At 51.3% G+C, this 13,903-nt stretch carries 13 protein-coding genes; 4 read left to right on the forward strand and 9 right to left on the reverse strand.

Annotation, left to right across the window (positions count from 1 at the left end; genetic code table 11):
* Nucleotides 1-145: 145 nt before the first annotated feature.
* The 9 genes from FW415_RS09885 to FW415_RS09925 all read right to left on the reverse strand — a co-directional run bounded on the left by FW415_RS09885 (nt 146) and on the right by FW415_RS09925 (nt 7,863).
* Nucleotides 146-1,390 (reverse strand): sulfate adenylyltransferase subunit 1, encoded by a 1,245-nt coding sequence (locus tag FW415_RS09885; RefSeq protein ID WP_148384299.1) that lies wholly within the window; start codon nt 1,388-1,390, stop codon nt 146-148.
* 20 nt (nt 1,391-1,410) lie between these two features.
* The gene (gene cysD, locus FW415_RS09890) at nt 1,411-2,316 is read right to left on the reverse strand and encodes a sulfate adenylyltransferase subunit CysD (protein WP_148384301.1); all 906 of its coding nucleotides are present in this window, start codon (nt 2,314-2,316) and stop codon (nt 1,411-1,413) included.
* A 19-nt stretch (nt 2,317-2,335) separates the two neighbouring features.
* A complete protein-coding gene (locus tag FW415_RS09895; protein ID WP_148384303.1) occupies nt 2,336-3,025 on the reverse strand; it encodes a phosphoadenylyl-sulfate reductase in 690 nt (229 codons plus the stop codon).
* Nucleotides 3,026-3,527: 502 nt separating this feature from the next.
* Nucleotides 3,528-3,947, reverse strand: coding sequence for an Rrf2 family transcriptional regulator (locus FW415_RS09900; protein ID WP_148384307.1), 420 nt, complete (start codon nt 3,945-3,947; stop codon nt 3,528-3,530).
* A 59-nt stretch (nt 3,948-4,006) separates the two neighbouring features.
* Nucleotides 4,007-4,723 (reverse strand): 4-hydroxy-tetrahydrodipicolinate reductase, encoded by a 717-nt coding sequence (gene dapB / locus FW415_RS09905; RefSeq protein WP_148384309.1) that lies wholly within the window; start codon nt 4,721-4,723, stop codon nt 4,007-4,009.
* Between the two features lie 30 nt (nt 4,724-4,753).
* Nucleotides 4,754-5,431: a DUF5683 domain-containing protein gene (locus FW415_RS09910; protein ID WP_148384311.1), complete on the reverse strand. Its 678-nt coding sequence runs from the start codon at nt 5,429-5,431 to the stop codon at nt 4,754-4,756.
* Nucleotides 5,421-6,338: a ParB/RepB/Spo0J family partition protein gene (locus FW415_RS09915; protein WP_148384314.1), complete on the reverse strand. Its 918-nt coding sequence runs from the start codon at nt 6,336-6,338 to the stop codon at nt 5,421-5,423. The genes FW415_RS09910 and FW415_RS09915 overlap by 11 nt, the downstream gene beginning before the upstream one ends.
* Entirely contained in the window at nt 6,322-7,143 is an 822-nt protein-coding gene (locus FW415_RS09920; RefSeq protein WP_148384316.1) for a ParA family protein, read from the reverse strand. Before FW415_RS09920 ends, FW415_RS09915 begins: the two co-directional genes overlap by 17 nt.
* Before the next feature lie 39 nt (nt 7,144-7,182).
* The gene (locus FW415_RS09925) at nt 7,183-7,863 is read right to left on the reverse strand and encodes a metal-dependent hydrolase (protein WP_148384318.1); all 681 of its coding nucleotides are present in this window, start codon (nt 7,861-7,863) and stop codon (nt 7,183-7,185) included.
* A 241-nt stretch (nt 7,864-8,104) separates the two neighbouring features.
* Between FW415_RS09925 and FW415_RS09930 the strand changes: the two genes are divergently transcribed.
* The 4 genes from FW415_RS09930 to lon all read left to right on the forward strand — a co-directional run bounded on the left by FW415_RS09930 (nt 8,105) and on the right by lon (nt 13,702).
* Nucleotides 8,105-9,382 (forward strand): metallophosphoesterase, encoded by a 1,278-nt coding sequence (locus tag FW415_RS09930; RefSeq protein ID WP_148384319.1) that lies wholly within the window; start codon nt 8,105-8,107, stop codon nt 9,380-9,382.
* Between the two features lie 30 nt (nt 9,383-9,412).
* Entirely contained in the window at nt 9,413-10,351 is a 939-nt protein-coding gene (locus FW415_RS09935; RefSeq protein WP_148384321.1) for a hypothetical protein, read from the forward strand.
* Nucleotides 10,352-10,477: 126 nt separating this feature from the next.
* Entirely contained in the window at nt 10,478-11,092 is a 615-nt protein-coding gene (locus FW415_RS09940) for a porin family protein (protein WP_148384323.1), read from the forward strand.
* 207 nt (nt 11,093-11,299) lie between these two features.
* Complete coding sequence (lon, locus tag FW415_RS09945; RefSeq protein WP_148384325.1) at nt 11,300-13,702, forward strand: endopeptidase La; 2,403 nt, start codon at nt 11,300-11,302, stop codon at nt 13,700-13,702.
* Nucleotides 13,703-13,903: the final 201 nt, after the last annotated feature.

The following is a 13,903-nucleotide window of genomic DNA, read 5'->3' on the forward strand; positions in this document are numbered from 1 at the left end:
CGGGTAAATCGCACACAAAAATATTTCGCAAGCAGAAAGCAGCAGCAGATGAAAAATGAAAGCCGGAAGCAATTGGCCTCCGGCTTTTCTATTATTGTCTCATGTCGTTGTCTTATTCTACAAACCCCTGTCTCATGTCGTTGTCTTATTCTACAAACCCCACCGCTACGGTAGCATTGCTGAATTCATCCACGAGAATGAAGGTGCCGTTTGCGGGATTGGCGGGGTAGGCATCGGCAAATACCGGCTGGGCAGTCTTTAACGTGATCCTGCCGATATCGTTCAGCCCCATTTCCTGCTTTTCTTCTATCCGGTTGTTCGTCACCTCTACTACATGGTGGAGCTGCTGCACTTTGGCTTTGATGCGGGTAGGGCCGTGCTGCAGCAGGTAGGTTTTGCCGGCCGTCAGCTTTTGCTGGTCCATCCAGCAGATATTGGCATGCAGCTCTTTTCTGCCTTCCGGAATATTGTCCGGCGTTACGAGCAGGTTTCCCCTGCTGATATCAATTTCATCTTCCAGTGTGATCACTACGCTTTCATTGGCATGCGCGGCATCCAGCTGTGTGTCGAATTTCTCTATGCTCTTGATCCTGCTGCGCTGGCCGTTCGGGAGGGAAACGATCTCTTTGCCCACATGGAAGCTGCCGCTGGCCACTTTGCCGGCGAATCCGCGGAAGTCGTGATGCTGGTCCGTTTTCGGGCGGATCACGTATTGCACCGGGAATCTTGCGGGATGCTGGCGGTCATTCGGGTCAAAAGTAATGGACTCGAGGTATTCCAGCAGCGGCTGCGATTGGTACCAGCCGATCTTCTCCGTTCTGGTCACCACATTTTCACCATAAAGGGAGGAGATGGGAATGAATTTCACTTCCTTGTGCTCATAATGCGAGCCTTTCAGCAATTGCTGGAAGTCCTCCACGATCTGGTTAAAACGGGCTTCGTCGTATTCCACCAGGTCCATTTTATTGATACATACCACCAGGTGCGGAATGCGCAGCATGCAGGCGATGAAGAAGTGACGGTAGGTTTGTTCCACGATCCCTTTCCTGGCGTCGATGAGGATGAGGGATACCTGTGCGGTGGATGCGCCGGTCACCATGTTACGGGTGTATTCGAAGTGGCCGGGCGTATCTGCGATAATGTATTTGCGGTTGGGTGTGGAAAAGTAGATGTGCGCCACATCAATGGTGATGCCCTGTTCGCGTTCGGCAATGAGGCCGTCCGTCAGCAGGGAGAGGTCGGTGAAGTCGAGCCCCTTGCGTTTGCTGGCGGCCTGCAGCGCTTCCATCTTGTCCTGCGTAATGGATTTGGTATCAAACAGCAATCGCCCGATGAGGGTGCTTTTGCCATCATCAACACTGCCGGAGGTGGTTATACGTAAAACATCCATGTTGTAATTCGGTTCGTAGTTTAAAAATATCCTGCCTGCTTGCGCTTTTCCATGGCAGCTTCCGAGCGTTTGTCGTCAATGCGGGCGCCTCTTTCGGAGATCTTTGCCGCGAGTATTTCGGTGATGATGTCTTCCAGCTTGTCCGCTTCCGAAAGTACGGCGGCGGTACAGGTCATATCGCCAACGGTGCGGAAACGCACTTTGCTGCGGAAGGGCACTTCGTCTTCAGAGGTGTTGAGGAAGGGGGAATAAGGCCAGTACATGCCGTCCCTTTCAATGATCTCCCGTTCATGGGAGAAATAGATGGAAGGTATCTGCAGTTCTTCTTCGCGGATATAATTCCATACATCCAGCTCCGTCCAGTTGGAGATGGGGAATACCCTCACGTTCTCACCGATATTGATCTTGCCGTTGAGCATGTCGAACAGCTCGGGGCGTTGTATCTTGGCGTTCCACTGTCCGAATTCATCGCGTACGGAGAATATTCTTTCCTTGGCGCGGGCCTTTTCTTCATCGCGGCGGGCGCCGCCGATGCAGGCATCGAATTTCAGTTCTTCAATGGCATCGAGCAGCGTGATGGTCTGCAGGGCGTTGCGGCTGGCATATTTGCCGGTCTCCTCTTTTGCTTTTCCCTGGTTGATGCTGTCCTGCACATTGCGTACGATCAGTTCAAGGCCGAGGGATTCCACCAGCCAGTCCCGGAACTCGATGGTTTCGGGGAAGTTATGCCCGGTGTCCACATGCAGCAGGGGAAAAGGTATCTTCCCCGGGTAAAAGGCTTTCTGGGCCAGGCGTACCAGGGTAATAGAATCTTTGCCACCTGAGAAGAGGATGGCCGGCCGTTCGAACTGGGCGGCTGTTTCCCGGAGGATGTAAATTGCCTCATCTTCCAAAGCCCGCGGAAATTGCCATTGAATACTACTCATATAACGATGTTAAACTTGATCAACTACTATGTAAACCACACTCTTTTTGGGAAGTTTCCCACCACCAGCGTCCGGCGCGTGGGTGTTCTCCCGGTTCAATGGCGCGTGTACAGGGTGCGCAGCCTATGCTGACAAAACCTTTGTCGTGCAGCTTGTTATAAGGCACGTTGTTTTGCTGCAGATAAGCGAGCATTTCTTCGTACGTCCAGTGTATCAGCGGGTTGTATTTATACAGGCCCCGGCCTTCGTCCCATTCCAGCGCCGGCATATCGTGCCGGTTCTCGCTTTGTTCGGCACGCAGGCCGGTGATCCATACTTTCGTGTTTTGCAGCGCCCTTTCCAGGGGCACTACCTTGCGGATATAGCAGCACTCCTTGCGGTTTTCCACGGAATCGTAGAAGCTGTTCATGCCTTTCTCCCTGATGAGCGTTTCCACGGCAGCCGTTTCCGGAAAATATATCTCGAAAGGCTGTTTGTAACGCGCGCGGGTGAGGTCCATCAGATCATACGTTTCCTGGAAGAGACGGCCGGTATCCAGTGTGAATACCCTTACCGGCAATGCATTGCGCCAGATGATATCTGCAAGCACCTGGTCTTCCTGGCCAAATGAGGTGGAAAAAGCCACTTCCCCCGGAAACTTTTCCGCCAGTATGCGTATTCCTGCCGCTATGTCCTGCTGTTGGGCAATGAGCCCTGCTAAGTCGTTCATAATGCTTCCTGCTACCGTGAGCAAAAATACATAAATCCTATAAAAAAGATAGACTAATTGTTTTATTGGCTAAAAAAAGTGGACGGTAGCGGCAAAAAGAAGCCCCGGGAAATGCCCGGGGCGCTCGTCAACTTTCATGGGGAACGTGCTGATTGTCAGCGTTTCTGATACTGAGATATGTTTGTTCAGGGTGATGTGCCCCGCAGCTGCCGTATAGCCACAGCAACTGCGGGAACAGGTATAGGAATATCAGTAACAAATTGAAAAACAAAAGTTTATGGGGAGAAGAACAGGATGTATGACAAAGGTAGCGGGGGATAAGCGGTAGCGCAATACCTAGAATTGAGTATTTTTTGGGGTGTAAGAGGGCCTGAAGCAATGATCCTTAAACCCACCGGGCGGAATAAGCCGGCGGTGACCTTTGCAGCCCGGGGGAGGGTCATTGCATAAAAAAAGGGAAAGACTAACATGCCTTTCCCTGCTTATAACCCATTGTAAATATTTATCGTTCCCTGGTGAGGATATCTTTTAATGATTTGTTTTCCAGCAGTTTGAGCGTAGCATCCCTGACTTTGCTCATCACTTCGTGCAAGCCGCAGATGGCTTCATCCTTGCAGTTCTCGCAGCGCTCGTAATAGTTGAGGCTGACGCAGGGCAGGAGGGCGATGGCGCCATCGAGCAGGCGGATGATCCGTGCCAGCGCGATCTCTTTTGGTGCGCGCAACAGGTAATAGCCGCCGCCTTTCCCCTTTTTGCTGCCCAGGATACCGGCATTTTTCAGTTCCAGCAGGATATTCTCCAGAAACTTGATCGAAATTTTCTTTTCGTTCGCTATTTCCGAGATCAATATAGGTCCTTTGTCAACATTCTCGGCCAGATATATCAATGCGTGGAACGCATATTGTGTTTTTTTTGACAGCATATTGATGAATAGATCGGTAAAGATTGCACTCCCTGGGCACAAATATAACAAAATCCGTTCTACAGGCTCAGTACATCTTTCATGGTAAAGATGCCTTTTTTGCCTTTGAGCCACTCTGCTGCGGTTACGGCGCCTGCGGCGAAACCTTCGCGGGAGTGAGCGGTATGGGTGATGGTGATATCGTCGATAGATGAGCTGTAGTGGATGGTATGGGTGCCGGGTGCGGGATCTTCCCGTTTGGACACGATGCCCAGCATGCCGGGGTCCTTTGTTTCCGTGTTCACCCAGCCGGTTTTGGCCGGCAGCTTTTCCAGGATCTGCTCTGCCAGGGTGATGGCGGTGCCGCTGGGCGCGTCTTTCTTCTGGGTATGATGGATCTCCTCCATGCTCGCGTTATAGGCTTTCTGGGGGGCCATCAGCTCGGCCAGGCGGCGGTTCAGCTCAAAAAAGATGTTCACACCGATGCTGAAATTGCTGGCGTAGAGGAAGGCCTGGTGCTTTTCAAGGCATATGGCCTTCACTTCCGGCAGTTTTTCCAGCCAGCCTGTGGTGCCGCATACTAAAGGCACATTGGCATCGAAACACTTCAGTATGTTGGAAAAAGCCGTTTCCGGCGTGGTAAATTCAATGGCCACATCGGCCTGTGACAGGTGTTCTTTTTCCAGCAGATGGCTGCTGTTGATGTCTATCCGGTGAACGATCTCGTGTCCGCGGCTTTGGGCTATGGCTTCTATCGCCTTTCCCATTTTGCCGTATCCGATTAATGCTATTTTCATAATATTCTGGTATCTGGAATGCGGTATGATCTATCTGAAAACCAATCCCTTCCTGTTTTTCCTGTCAGGTGAGAGGGATATATTGATGCCGATGCCGATGGCGCGGTTGTCTATTACTTTCGGTGAGATACGGATGCTGAGATCATCGCTCATGTCAAACTGCCGGAGGTGCCCGAACACGGTGGCATCCACAATATTCAGCGCATAAGCCGCCACGAAAACCAGCACGGAATAGTCCACATACTGCCGGTATGCATCCCGCAGGTATTTCAGGTTTGCATCGCTGTACTGGGGATATTGATCGATATAATCCGGATTGCTGGCATTGGCGACCCTTACGCGGTAGGCGTTGCGGAATTCGGTGAAATTGTCCATATTCCAGATGAAAACGCCGGTGCTGATACCGAGTGCGGCATATACCAGCGGCACTTTCCAGTACTGGCGGTTGTACACCTGGCCGAGGCCGGGCAGTACGGCGGAGTAAAATGCGGCTTTACGGGGACTGTGTTTGTCTTTATAACTGAGCACCAGGGAATCCGCGGTTATGGTCACTGGCGGGGTATCGCGCGCGGCAGCTGCGTTCCGGCGTTGCAGGGAATCCACGATCAGCCGGTTAGTGCCTGTTGTGTCCTGTGCATGGCTTGTAAGGGCGGGTAACAAGAGCAGGCACAACAGGATGTAAAGCGCGTACCCTGTCTTATTTTTCACCGTATAATGATAATTTTTCCAGGATACTGTCCAGCTCCTCATCGGAGTAAAACTCGATATTGATGCTGCCTTTCCCGTTCTTGCTCCTGTCCAGATGCACTTTTGTGGAAAAGTGGGTGGACAGGTTGTCCTGAATTTTCTGGTAAGCCGGGGGGAGTGAGCTTTTTACCGGTTTCTTGACGTTCCCTTTCTCAATATGGTTCACTTTCCTGACCAGTTCTTCGGTCTGGCGTACGGAAAGGCCGTTTTTCATGATCTCGCCGAAGATATAAAGCTGTTTCTCGACATTCTCCACGGCAATGAGGGTACGGGCATGGCCCATGCTCAGCTTGGCGTTGCGTACGGCCACCTGGATGTCCGGCGGCAGTTTCAGCAGGCGGATGTAGTTGGTAACGGTGCTGCGTTCTTTGCCCATGCGCTCGGCTACCTGTTCCTGGGTGAGGCTGACCTCTTCCATCAGGCGTTTGTAGCTCAGGCCGATCTCTATGGCATTCAGGTTTTCCCTTTGCAGGTTCTCCAGCAGGGCCAGCTCCAGCAATTCCTGGTCGTTAGCCTGCCTCACATATGCGGGAATATCCTTTAAACCGGCCATTTTGCTGGCGCGGAAACGGCGTTCACCGGCGATCAGCTGGTATTTTTTGCCGAGGCGCGAAACGGTTACCGGTTGAATGATATCGTGCAGTTTGATGGATTGACTCAGTTCCTGTAAAGCCTGTTCATCAAAATCCCGGCGCGGCTGCTTGGGATTGATCGTTATCAGGTCCAGCGGGATTCGCTCAATACCGGTAGCCTGCGCCACCACCTGTTCGCCCAGTGCGCTGGTAGTCTGCTTCAGGTCTGTATCGATGTTCTGTAACAGCGAGCGGATCCCTTTCCCCAACGCTTCTTTCTTACTCGGATTGGTCATCGTTTATTGCTAGGATTTTATCTTCTGTTTTGATCTTCGTAAAGTTATGCTTTTGCAGTATTTCCTTGGCCAGGTTCAGATAGTTGATGGCCCCGGTGCTCATGGCATCGTACATGATCACGGACTTCCCGAAGCTGGGGGCTTCGCCCAGTTTGGTATTACGGTGGATGATGGTGTTGAATACGCTTTCCTCGAAATGCTGTTTCACTTCATCCACCACCTGGTTGCTGAGGCGGAGGCGGCCATCATACATGGTCATCAGAATGCCTTCGATCTCCAGCTCCGTATTGAGCCTGCTTTGTACGATCTTGATGGTATTGAGCAGTTTACCAAGACCTTCCAGCGCAAAGAATTCGCACTGCACGGGAATGATCACTGAATTGGACGCCACGAGCGCATTCACCGTGATCAGGCCCAGGGAGGGGGAGCAGTCTACGATCACGAAATCATAATCGGCATGAATGCTGTCGATCACCTGTTTCATCACTCTTTCCCGGTTGGGATGGTTGATCAGTTCCAGTTCAGCCCCTACCAGGTCGATATGTGAGGGTAATACTTTCAGGTTGGGGGTATCGGACTCGAGCACAACGTCCCGGGCCTGTACATCGTTCACCATACAGTCGTACAGGCTTTGCTGCACATTGCGCAGGTCAAAGCCGAGACCGGTGGTGCTGTTTGCCTGAGGGTCAGCATCTACGAGCAATGTTTTGTATTCCAGTACTGCCAGGCTGCTGGCCAGGTTAATAGCGCTGGTGGTCTTGCCCACGCCCCCTTTCTGATTGGCGATTGCGATAATTCTTGCCATTGTTCTGTCTTGAATTCCAGGTTTAATAGGATAATAGGATCAAATTTCGATGCTTTCCCCGATGGCAGGGAGCAGCAGGTTCAGACCGGCTGCCTCGAACTTGCGGATGGCATCTTCTTTATCTATCTTGATAAAGCCGAAGGTATCGTAATGTACGCCTACGATCCGGCTGCATTGAATAAATTCCGCTGCTATAATGGCGTCTTCCACCCCCATGGTAAAGTTATCCCCGATCGGCAAAATGGCAAAGTCCAGCTTCGCCCAGCGCGGCACCAGCTCCATATCGAATGTCAGTGCCGTGTCGCCGCTATAATAGAAATTCCCGTTCTCCGTTGTGAATATGAACCCCAGGGGATTGCCGCCGTAGCTGCCATCCGGCAGTCCGCTGGAATGGTGTGCCACCACACATTTTACCGTTCCGAAATCAAAAGCCCATTTCCCCCCGGTGTTCATGGGGTGTACATTGGAAATGCCCTGTTTGGATACCCATTCCGTCAACTCAAATGCACCAACCACTTTCGCACCGGTACGCTGCGCCAGCGCTACCAGATCCCCCACATGGTCCTGATGCCCGTGGGATACAAAAATATAATCAGCCTCAATACGATCTACATCTATCGCACGGGCCAGTTCGTTGTGGGTTATGAATGGGTCAAAAACGATTTTTTTACCCTTGATCTCCACTGCGAAGCTGGAATGGCCGTAATAGGTGAATTTCATATTGTAATTATCTATTATAATGACCTAATCGGACAAAAATACAACGAATCAATAACAAATGGGGCTTGCCCCAAATTTATTTATTCACACCACATCCGTGGGGAAAAGTAGGGTTTTTTCCGCATGGATTGCAATTTTTTGGTCACATCATCGTCTACATAACCAAACAGCAGATACCATCCGCCTGCTTTGTGGTAATTTTGCTGTTTGCCGATTAGAAACCATTGAGTTCAAATAATTTATGAGATCTACATCCTTTCTTCTCTTCTTTGCTATCCTGCTGGTCCTGATAGATATCTATGTTTTTGTAGCCGTCCGTACCCTCATGCAGCACGCATCCCCGCGCTGGAAAATACCGGTATTCAGCCTGTACTGGCTGGTATCCGTCCTGATGGTATTGTCACTACTGTTCTTCCGGCGTTTGCCCGGCGAGAATTTCATGGCTTTCCGGAGTTATTTCATGGCGGTGGCGCTGGGCATCTTTTTCGCGAAGGTGGTAGTAGTGCTCTTCATGCTGGCGGATGACGGCCGCAGGGCGGTGATGTGGATCGTGGAAAAGTTCCGCTCTGCTCCGGCAGTGGCCGCGGCGGTGGTGGAAGGCAACAAGGAGGTGGAAGGGATCACCCGCTCCCAGTTCCTGATGAAGTCCGGCCTGCTGGCCGGCGGCACGGTGTTGGGGACGCTGCTTTACGGGTTCTCCAACAAATATAATTATCATGTCCGCAAACTGCGCCTCCATTATCCCAATCTTCCGGAGTCTTTCCGGGGTATGAAGCTGGTGCAGATATCAGATATCCATTCCGGCAGTTTTGCCAACAAGACCGCCGTGATGCGCGGCGTGGAACTGATCCGTGCGCAGAAACCGGACCTGGTGGTATTCACGGGCGATCTGGTGAACGACCGGGCCAGGGAAATGGAGGATTATATCGAGGTATTTAACAAGATCGATGCCCCCATGGGCGTTTATTCCACATTGGGCAATCACGACTATGGCGATTATTACAACTGGCCGGATTATGATGAGAACCGCCACAGTCCGCTTAAAGTAGAGAACCTGGAACGGCTCAAGGACATTCACCGGGAAATGGGCTGGCGCCTGCTGATGAATGAAAATGTGACCCTGGAACGTAATAACGAGAAAATTGCCCTCATCGGCGTGGAGAACTGGAGCCAGAACCCCCGTTTCCCGCGGAAAGGAGACCTGGCGGCGGCGCATGCAGGTACTGCCGGCATCCCCTTCAAAATACTGCTGTCCCACGATCCCACGCATTGGGACGGGCAGGTGCGCAGCGCTTACCCGGATATCGATCTGATGCTGGCCGGCCATACGCACGGTATGCAATTCGGTGTGGAAATTCCTTTCTTCAAATGGAGCCCGGCCCAGTACATCTACAAGCAATGGGCAGGCCTTTACGAAGCCGGTGCGCAGAAGCTGTATGTCAACCGGGGCTATGGTTTCCTCGGTTACCCGGGCCGCGTTGGCATCATGCCGGAGATCACCGTGATAGAACTGGCATAGGCAAAATTACCTTATCTTGGTGCTGCCGTTATGCGATACCATATCATTCTGATCATCCTCATCCTTTCTGTACAGCAGGCCGCAGGGCAAAGCCTGGCCGAACTGGAGCGCCAGCTGGATTCGCTGCTCGGACGGCGTGCCAGAAGCGAGGTGACTTTCTCCCTGGGATACGGCAATAATCCGGCTTATGGCAGCAAATCCACGGACCCCTTCAGGCCCCTGACCATGAAGCCTTTCCTGTCCCCCGGAATTTCCTATAACCACAAAAGCGGGCTGTTCGCTTCCGTGTACGGGTATTATCTTTTTAACGCCAGCTATGATCCCTGGTTCGAGACGGACCTGAATATCGGGTACGATTACACGAAAAGCCGTCGCCTGATGACCGGTATCTCCTACACCCGCTACTTTTACCGCGATTCTTCAGACGTGCCGCCAACCCCCATACGGAACGAATTGTTTGCTTATTTCATTTACCGGAAATGGTGGCTGGAACCGGGCATCAGCCTGGATCTGGGCTGGGGCAAACTCCGGCAGCGCAGCGATCCCCAGGCGGAACGCACGGTAAGCGGCAGCGATTTTAATGTTATCGCAGACCTGCGGCATACCTTCATTTATATGGACCTCCTGAAGAATGACGATGCCCTGCTGATCATGCCGGTATTTTCCTTTACCGCCGGTACGGCCAATTATTACAGCAACCTCAAAAGCTTTCAGTATGTATCCCGCTCCAAACTTATCCAGAACAGGGGTAAGGGCAAAAGAGGCCGCGGCCAGCCGATACAGGAGCTGGAAGAAATTGTGAGCGACAATACGGGTTTCCAGCCACGCGCGCTGGATGTGAGCATGCGGGTATCCTATATGCTTGGAAAGTTCGCCGTTTCCCCCTCTTATACATTATTCCGGCTGCTACAGGGGGAAGACAGCGTCCTCACCGGTTATTTTACCGCCAGCGTCAGCCTAACGCTTTAATACTGAACCCGCCAGCACGCTTTTTTAACTATTTAGCATGGATTTTGCATGCCTGATAGGGGTCGGGATGTTTCCCGGCGTCATAGAAGTGAACCCTTTGAAGCATAAACACTTAAACACATCAATATGAAAAAACTGTTTTTCGCACTGGCAGTCCTGACTGTCGCCACCGTATCCACAGCAAGTGCCCAGAAATTATTACGTTTCGGTATCAAGGGAGGCGCCAACCTTGGTAAACTGGACGGTACAGGTTATGATGAAGCATTCAAGCTGGGATACCACCTTGGCGGCTTCGCGCAGATCAACCTGACGAAGGGTTTCGGCATACAGCCGGAGCTCGTGTTCTCGTCCACAAATACCGAAGTGAAGAATACCTCGGAGTTTGAGGATGTGTACGATTTTGATAACATCAAGGAAACAAAGCCCAAGCTGAATTATCTGAGCATCCCGATACTGGCGAACATCGATCTTGGTTCCCCGCGTTTCAAACTGCAGGTAGGCCCGCAGTTCAGCATTATGACCAGCAAGAAAGAGAATGTATTTGAAGAGGGAAGAGCGGCTTTCAAGAGCGGAGATTTTTCAGCAGTTGGCGGCCTGTGGCTGCAGCTGCCCATTGTTAATATCAGCGCCAGGTATATTATCGGATTATCTGATGTCAATGACGTGAACTTAAGTACGGCCACTTCTCCTGAAAAATGGAAGAACCAGGCCATTCAGTTAGGAGTAGGTATTACGTTATAAAAGAATGTAGACCTACACTGTTAACGGAGGGCGTCCATCAGGATGCCCTCTTTTTTTGCGTCGAACAACATCAGCCCTTTTTTGTTCTCGGTTATAAATATTACCTTTTGATCATGGCATTATAGTTGACTATATAGCATTACTATTAAATTGGGGGCATTACTCAGGAAATTCCTGCCATATTGTCCCCGGACTTAAAACTGACAGATGAACACATTTTTTTTAGGCAATTCGGAAGACGAGATGGAATTTATGCCGATTATCCCTTTGAATGAAGATGGCGAAGGTCAGGAGGAAGACAAGTTACCGGAGGAATTGGCGCTATTGCCGTTACGAAATACAGTGCTGTTTCCCGGGGTAGTATTACCCATCACCGTGGGGCGGGACAAATCCATAAAGGCGGTAAATGATGCGTACCGGACTGACAAAATGATTGGTGTGGTCGCGCAAAAAGACAGTAACGTAGAGGAACCGGCTGTTGCGGACCTGACCAATGTGGGTACGATCGCCCGTATTGTTAAGCTGATCAAGATGCCGGACGGGGGAACGACCATCATCATCCAGGGCCGTAAACGCTTCAGGATCGCCTCCATCCTCACGGAAGATCCTTATTTCAAGGCCAGTTACGAATTGCTGGAGGAAGAAATGGAGGAGAACGATTCGGAGCTGGACGCCTATGTATCTTCCATCAAGGACCTGGCCAGCCAGATCATCCAGCTTTCTCCCAATATCCCTTCGGAAGCCAATATCATCCTGAAGAATATCGAGAATGCCACTTTCCTCATTCACTTCGTTTCTTCCAATCTCAACAGTGAGCTGAAAGACAAGCAGTTGCTGCTGGAGACCAACAATATCCGCATCCGTGCCGAACTGTTGATGAAACTCCTGCAAATGGAACTGCAACTGGCGGAACTGAAGAACAAGATCACCAACAAAACGAAGCAGGACCTTGATAAACAGCAGCGGGAATACTTCCTGCAGCAGCAGATGAAATCCATCAAGGAAGAGTTGGGAGGAGATGCTAACGACCGCGAGATCAGGGAAATGATCCGGAAATCAGAATTGAAGAAATGGCCGGATGCCGCGAAAGAGCTTTTTACAAAAGGAGTGGAGAAACTGGAGCGCATGCATCCCAGCACACCGGATTATTCGGTAGTGTATAATCATATGGACCTGATGCTGGACCTGCCCTGGGAAGAATACACGAAGGACAGCTACGATCTGAAGAAAGCCAAGAAGGTGCTGGATAACGATCATTACGGGATGGACAGGATCAAGGAGCGTATCCTGGAATACCTCGCCGTATTGAAACTGAAAGGGGATATGAAATCGCCTATCCTTTGCTTTGTAGGGCCTCCGGGTATCGGCAAGACCTCGCTGGGCCGTTCCATCGCCAATGCCATCGGCCGTAAATATGCCAGGCTGAGCCTGGGTGGTCTGCATGACGAAAGCGAGATCAGGGGCCACAGGAAGACCTATATCGGCGCTATGGCCGGCCGAATCCTGCAGACCATCCGCAAGGTGAAATCTTCCAACCCTGTAATGATCCTCGATGAGATCGACAAAGTAGGCAATGATTTCCGGGGAGATCCCGCATCGGCATTGCTGGAAGTGCTGGACCCGGAACAGAACAGCACCTTTTACGATAATTATCTGGAACTGGAATACGATCTGAGCAAGGTCCTGTTCATTGCCACGGCGAACAATATCAACGCTATACCCATTGCGCTGCGCGACAGGCTGGAGATCATAGATCTCAGCGGTTATTCCATCGAGGAAAAAACAGAGATCGCCAAACGGCACCTCATTCCGAAGCAGAAAGAAGCGCACGGGCTGAAGGATTACAAATTCACCTTCTCCAACAAGGTCATCGAAAAAGTGATCGCCGACTATACCCGCGAAAGCGGTGTGCGTGAGCTGGACCGGCAGTTTGCCGGGGTCATGCGCTCGCTGGCGAAGGATGTAGCCACCGGCATAAAGCTGAAAGACACCATTTCAGAGGAAAGGGTCATGAAGGCGCTGGGCAAATCAAAATACAGCAACGAGATATATAAAACCGGTAATCCGCCGGGCGTAGCCGTTGGCCTGGCCTGGACCTATGTGGGCGGCGACATCCTGTTCATTGAATCCAGCCTCAGCGAAGGTAAAGGGGACCTGAAGCTTACCGGCAACCTCGGGAACGTGATGAAGGAATCCGCCGTAACAGCACTGTCTTACCTGCAGTCCAATGCCTCTTCCCTGCGGATCGATCCGAAGATATTCCGGGAGAAGAACGTACATGTGCATGTGCCGGAAGGCGCTGTACCGAAAGACGGGCCGAGTGCGGGCATTACCATGCTTACCGCCCTCTCATCCGCATACACCGGCCGCCGCGTGAAGCCTTACCTGGCTATGACAGGAGAGATCACCCTGCGCGGACAGGTACTGCCGGTGGGCGGCATCAAGGAAAAGATACTGGCCGCCAAGCGTGCCGGCATCAAAGAAGTGATGCTTTGCTGGCAGAATGAGAAGGATATCAACGACATCAATCCCGATTATATCAAGGGATTGAAGTTCCATTATGTCAAAGAAATGAACCAGGTGCTGGAAACAGCGTTATTAAAGAGATAGCGCAATATGTTATTGTCTATTTTTCAGGCAGCGGCATATTCCATCATGCCTGCTTGAGGAAAAGCCGGCACATGTTGATTGTTTAAGGGTTTGAACAGGGCCTCCCGGTTGGGCGGCCCTGTTCATTTACAGGCCATTCGCCGCAGAAGCGCATCCAATGGCATTCCGATCCTGTGTATCACCGTTCATCCGTTTGCCAAA

The sequence above is a fragment of the Chitinophaga sp. XS-30 genome, from assembly GCF_008086345.1.
GTDB lineage: Bacteria > Bacteroidota > Bacteroidia > Chitinophagales > Chitinophagaceae > Chitinophaga.

Coding starts and splice junctions, on each gene's coding strand:
- FW415_RS09900 (WP_148384307.1), bottom strand. CDS start 3,947: ATGCTGTCAAAAAAAACACAATATGCGTTCCACGCATTGATATATCTG.
- FW415_RS09920 (WP_148384316.1), bottom strand. CDS start 7,143: ATGGCAAGAATTATCGCAATCGCCAATCAGAAAGGGGGCGTGGGCAAG.
- cysD (WP_148384301.1), bottom strand. CDS start 2,316: ATGAGTAGTATTCAATGGCAATTTCCGCGGGCTTTGGAAGATGAGGCA.
- FW415_RS09885 (WP_148384299.1), bottom strand. CDS start 1,390: ATGGATGTTTTACGTATAACCACCTCCGGCAGTGTTGATGATGGCAAA.
- dapB (WP_148384309.1), bottom strand. CDS start 4,723: ATGAAAATAGCATTAATCGGATACGGCAAAATGGGAAAGGCGATAGAA.
- FW415_RS09915 (WP_148384314.1), bottom strand. CDS start 6,338: ATGACCAATCCGAGTAAGAAAGAAGCGTTGGGGAAAGGGATCCGCTCG.
- FW415_RS09925 (WP_148384318.1), bottom strand. CDS start 7,863: ATGAAATTCACCTATTACGGCCATTCCAGCTTCGCAGTGGAGATCAAG.
- lon (WP_148384325.1), top strand. CDS start 11,300: ATGAACACATTTTTTTTAGGCAATTCGGAAGACGAGATGGAATTTATG.
- FW415_RS09895 (WP_148384303.1), bottom strand. CDS start 3,025: ATGAACGACTTAGCAGGGCTCATTGCCCAACAGCAGGACATAGCGGCA.
- FW415_RS09930 (WP_148384319.1), top strand. CDS start 8,105: ATGAGATCTACATCCTTTCTTCTCTTCTTTGCTATCCTGCTGGTCCTG.
- FW415_RS09940 (WP_148384323.1), top strand. CDS start 10,478: ATGAAAAAACTGTTTTTCGCACTGGCAGTCCTGACTGTCGCCACCGTA.
- FW415_RS09935 (WP_148384321.1), top strand. CDS start 9,413: ATGCGATACCATATCATTCTGATCATCCTCATCCTTTCTGTACAGCAG.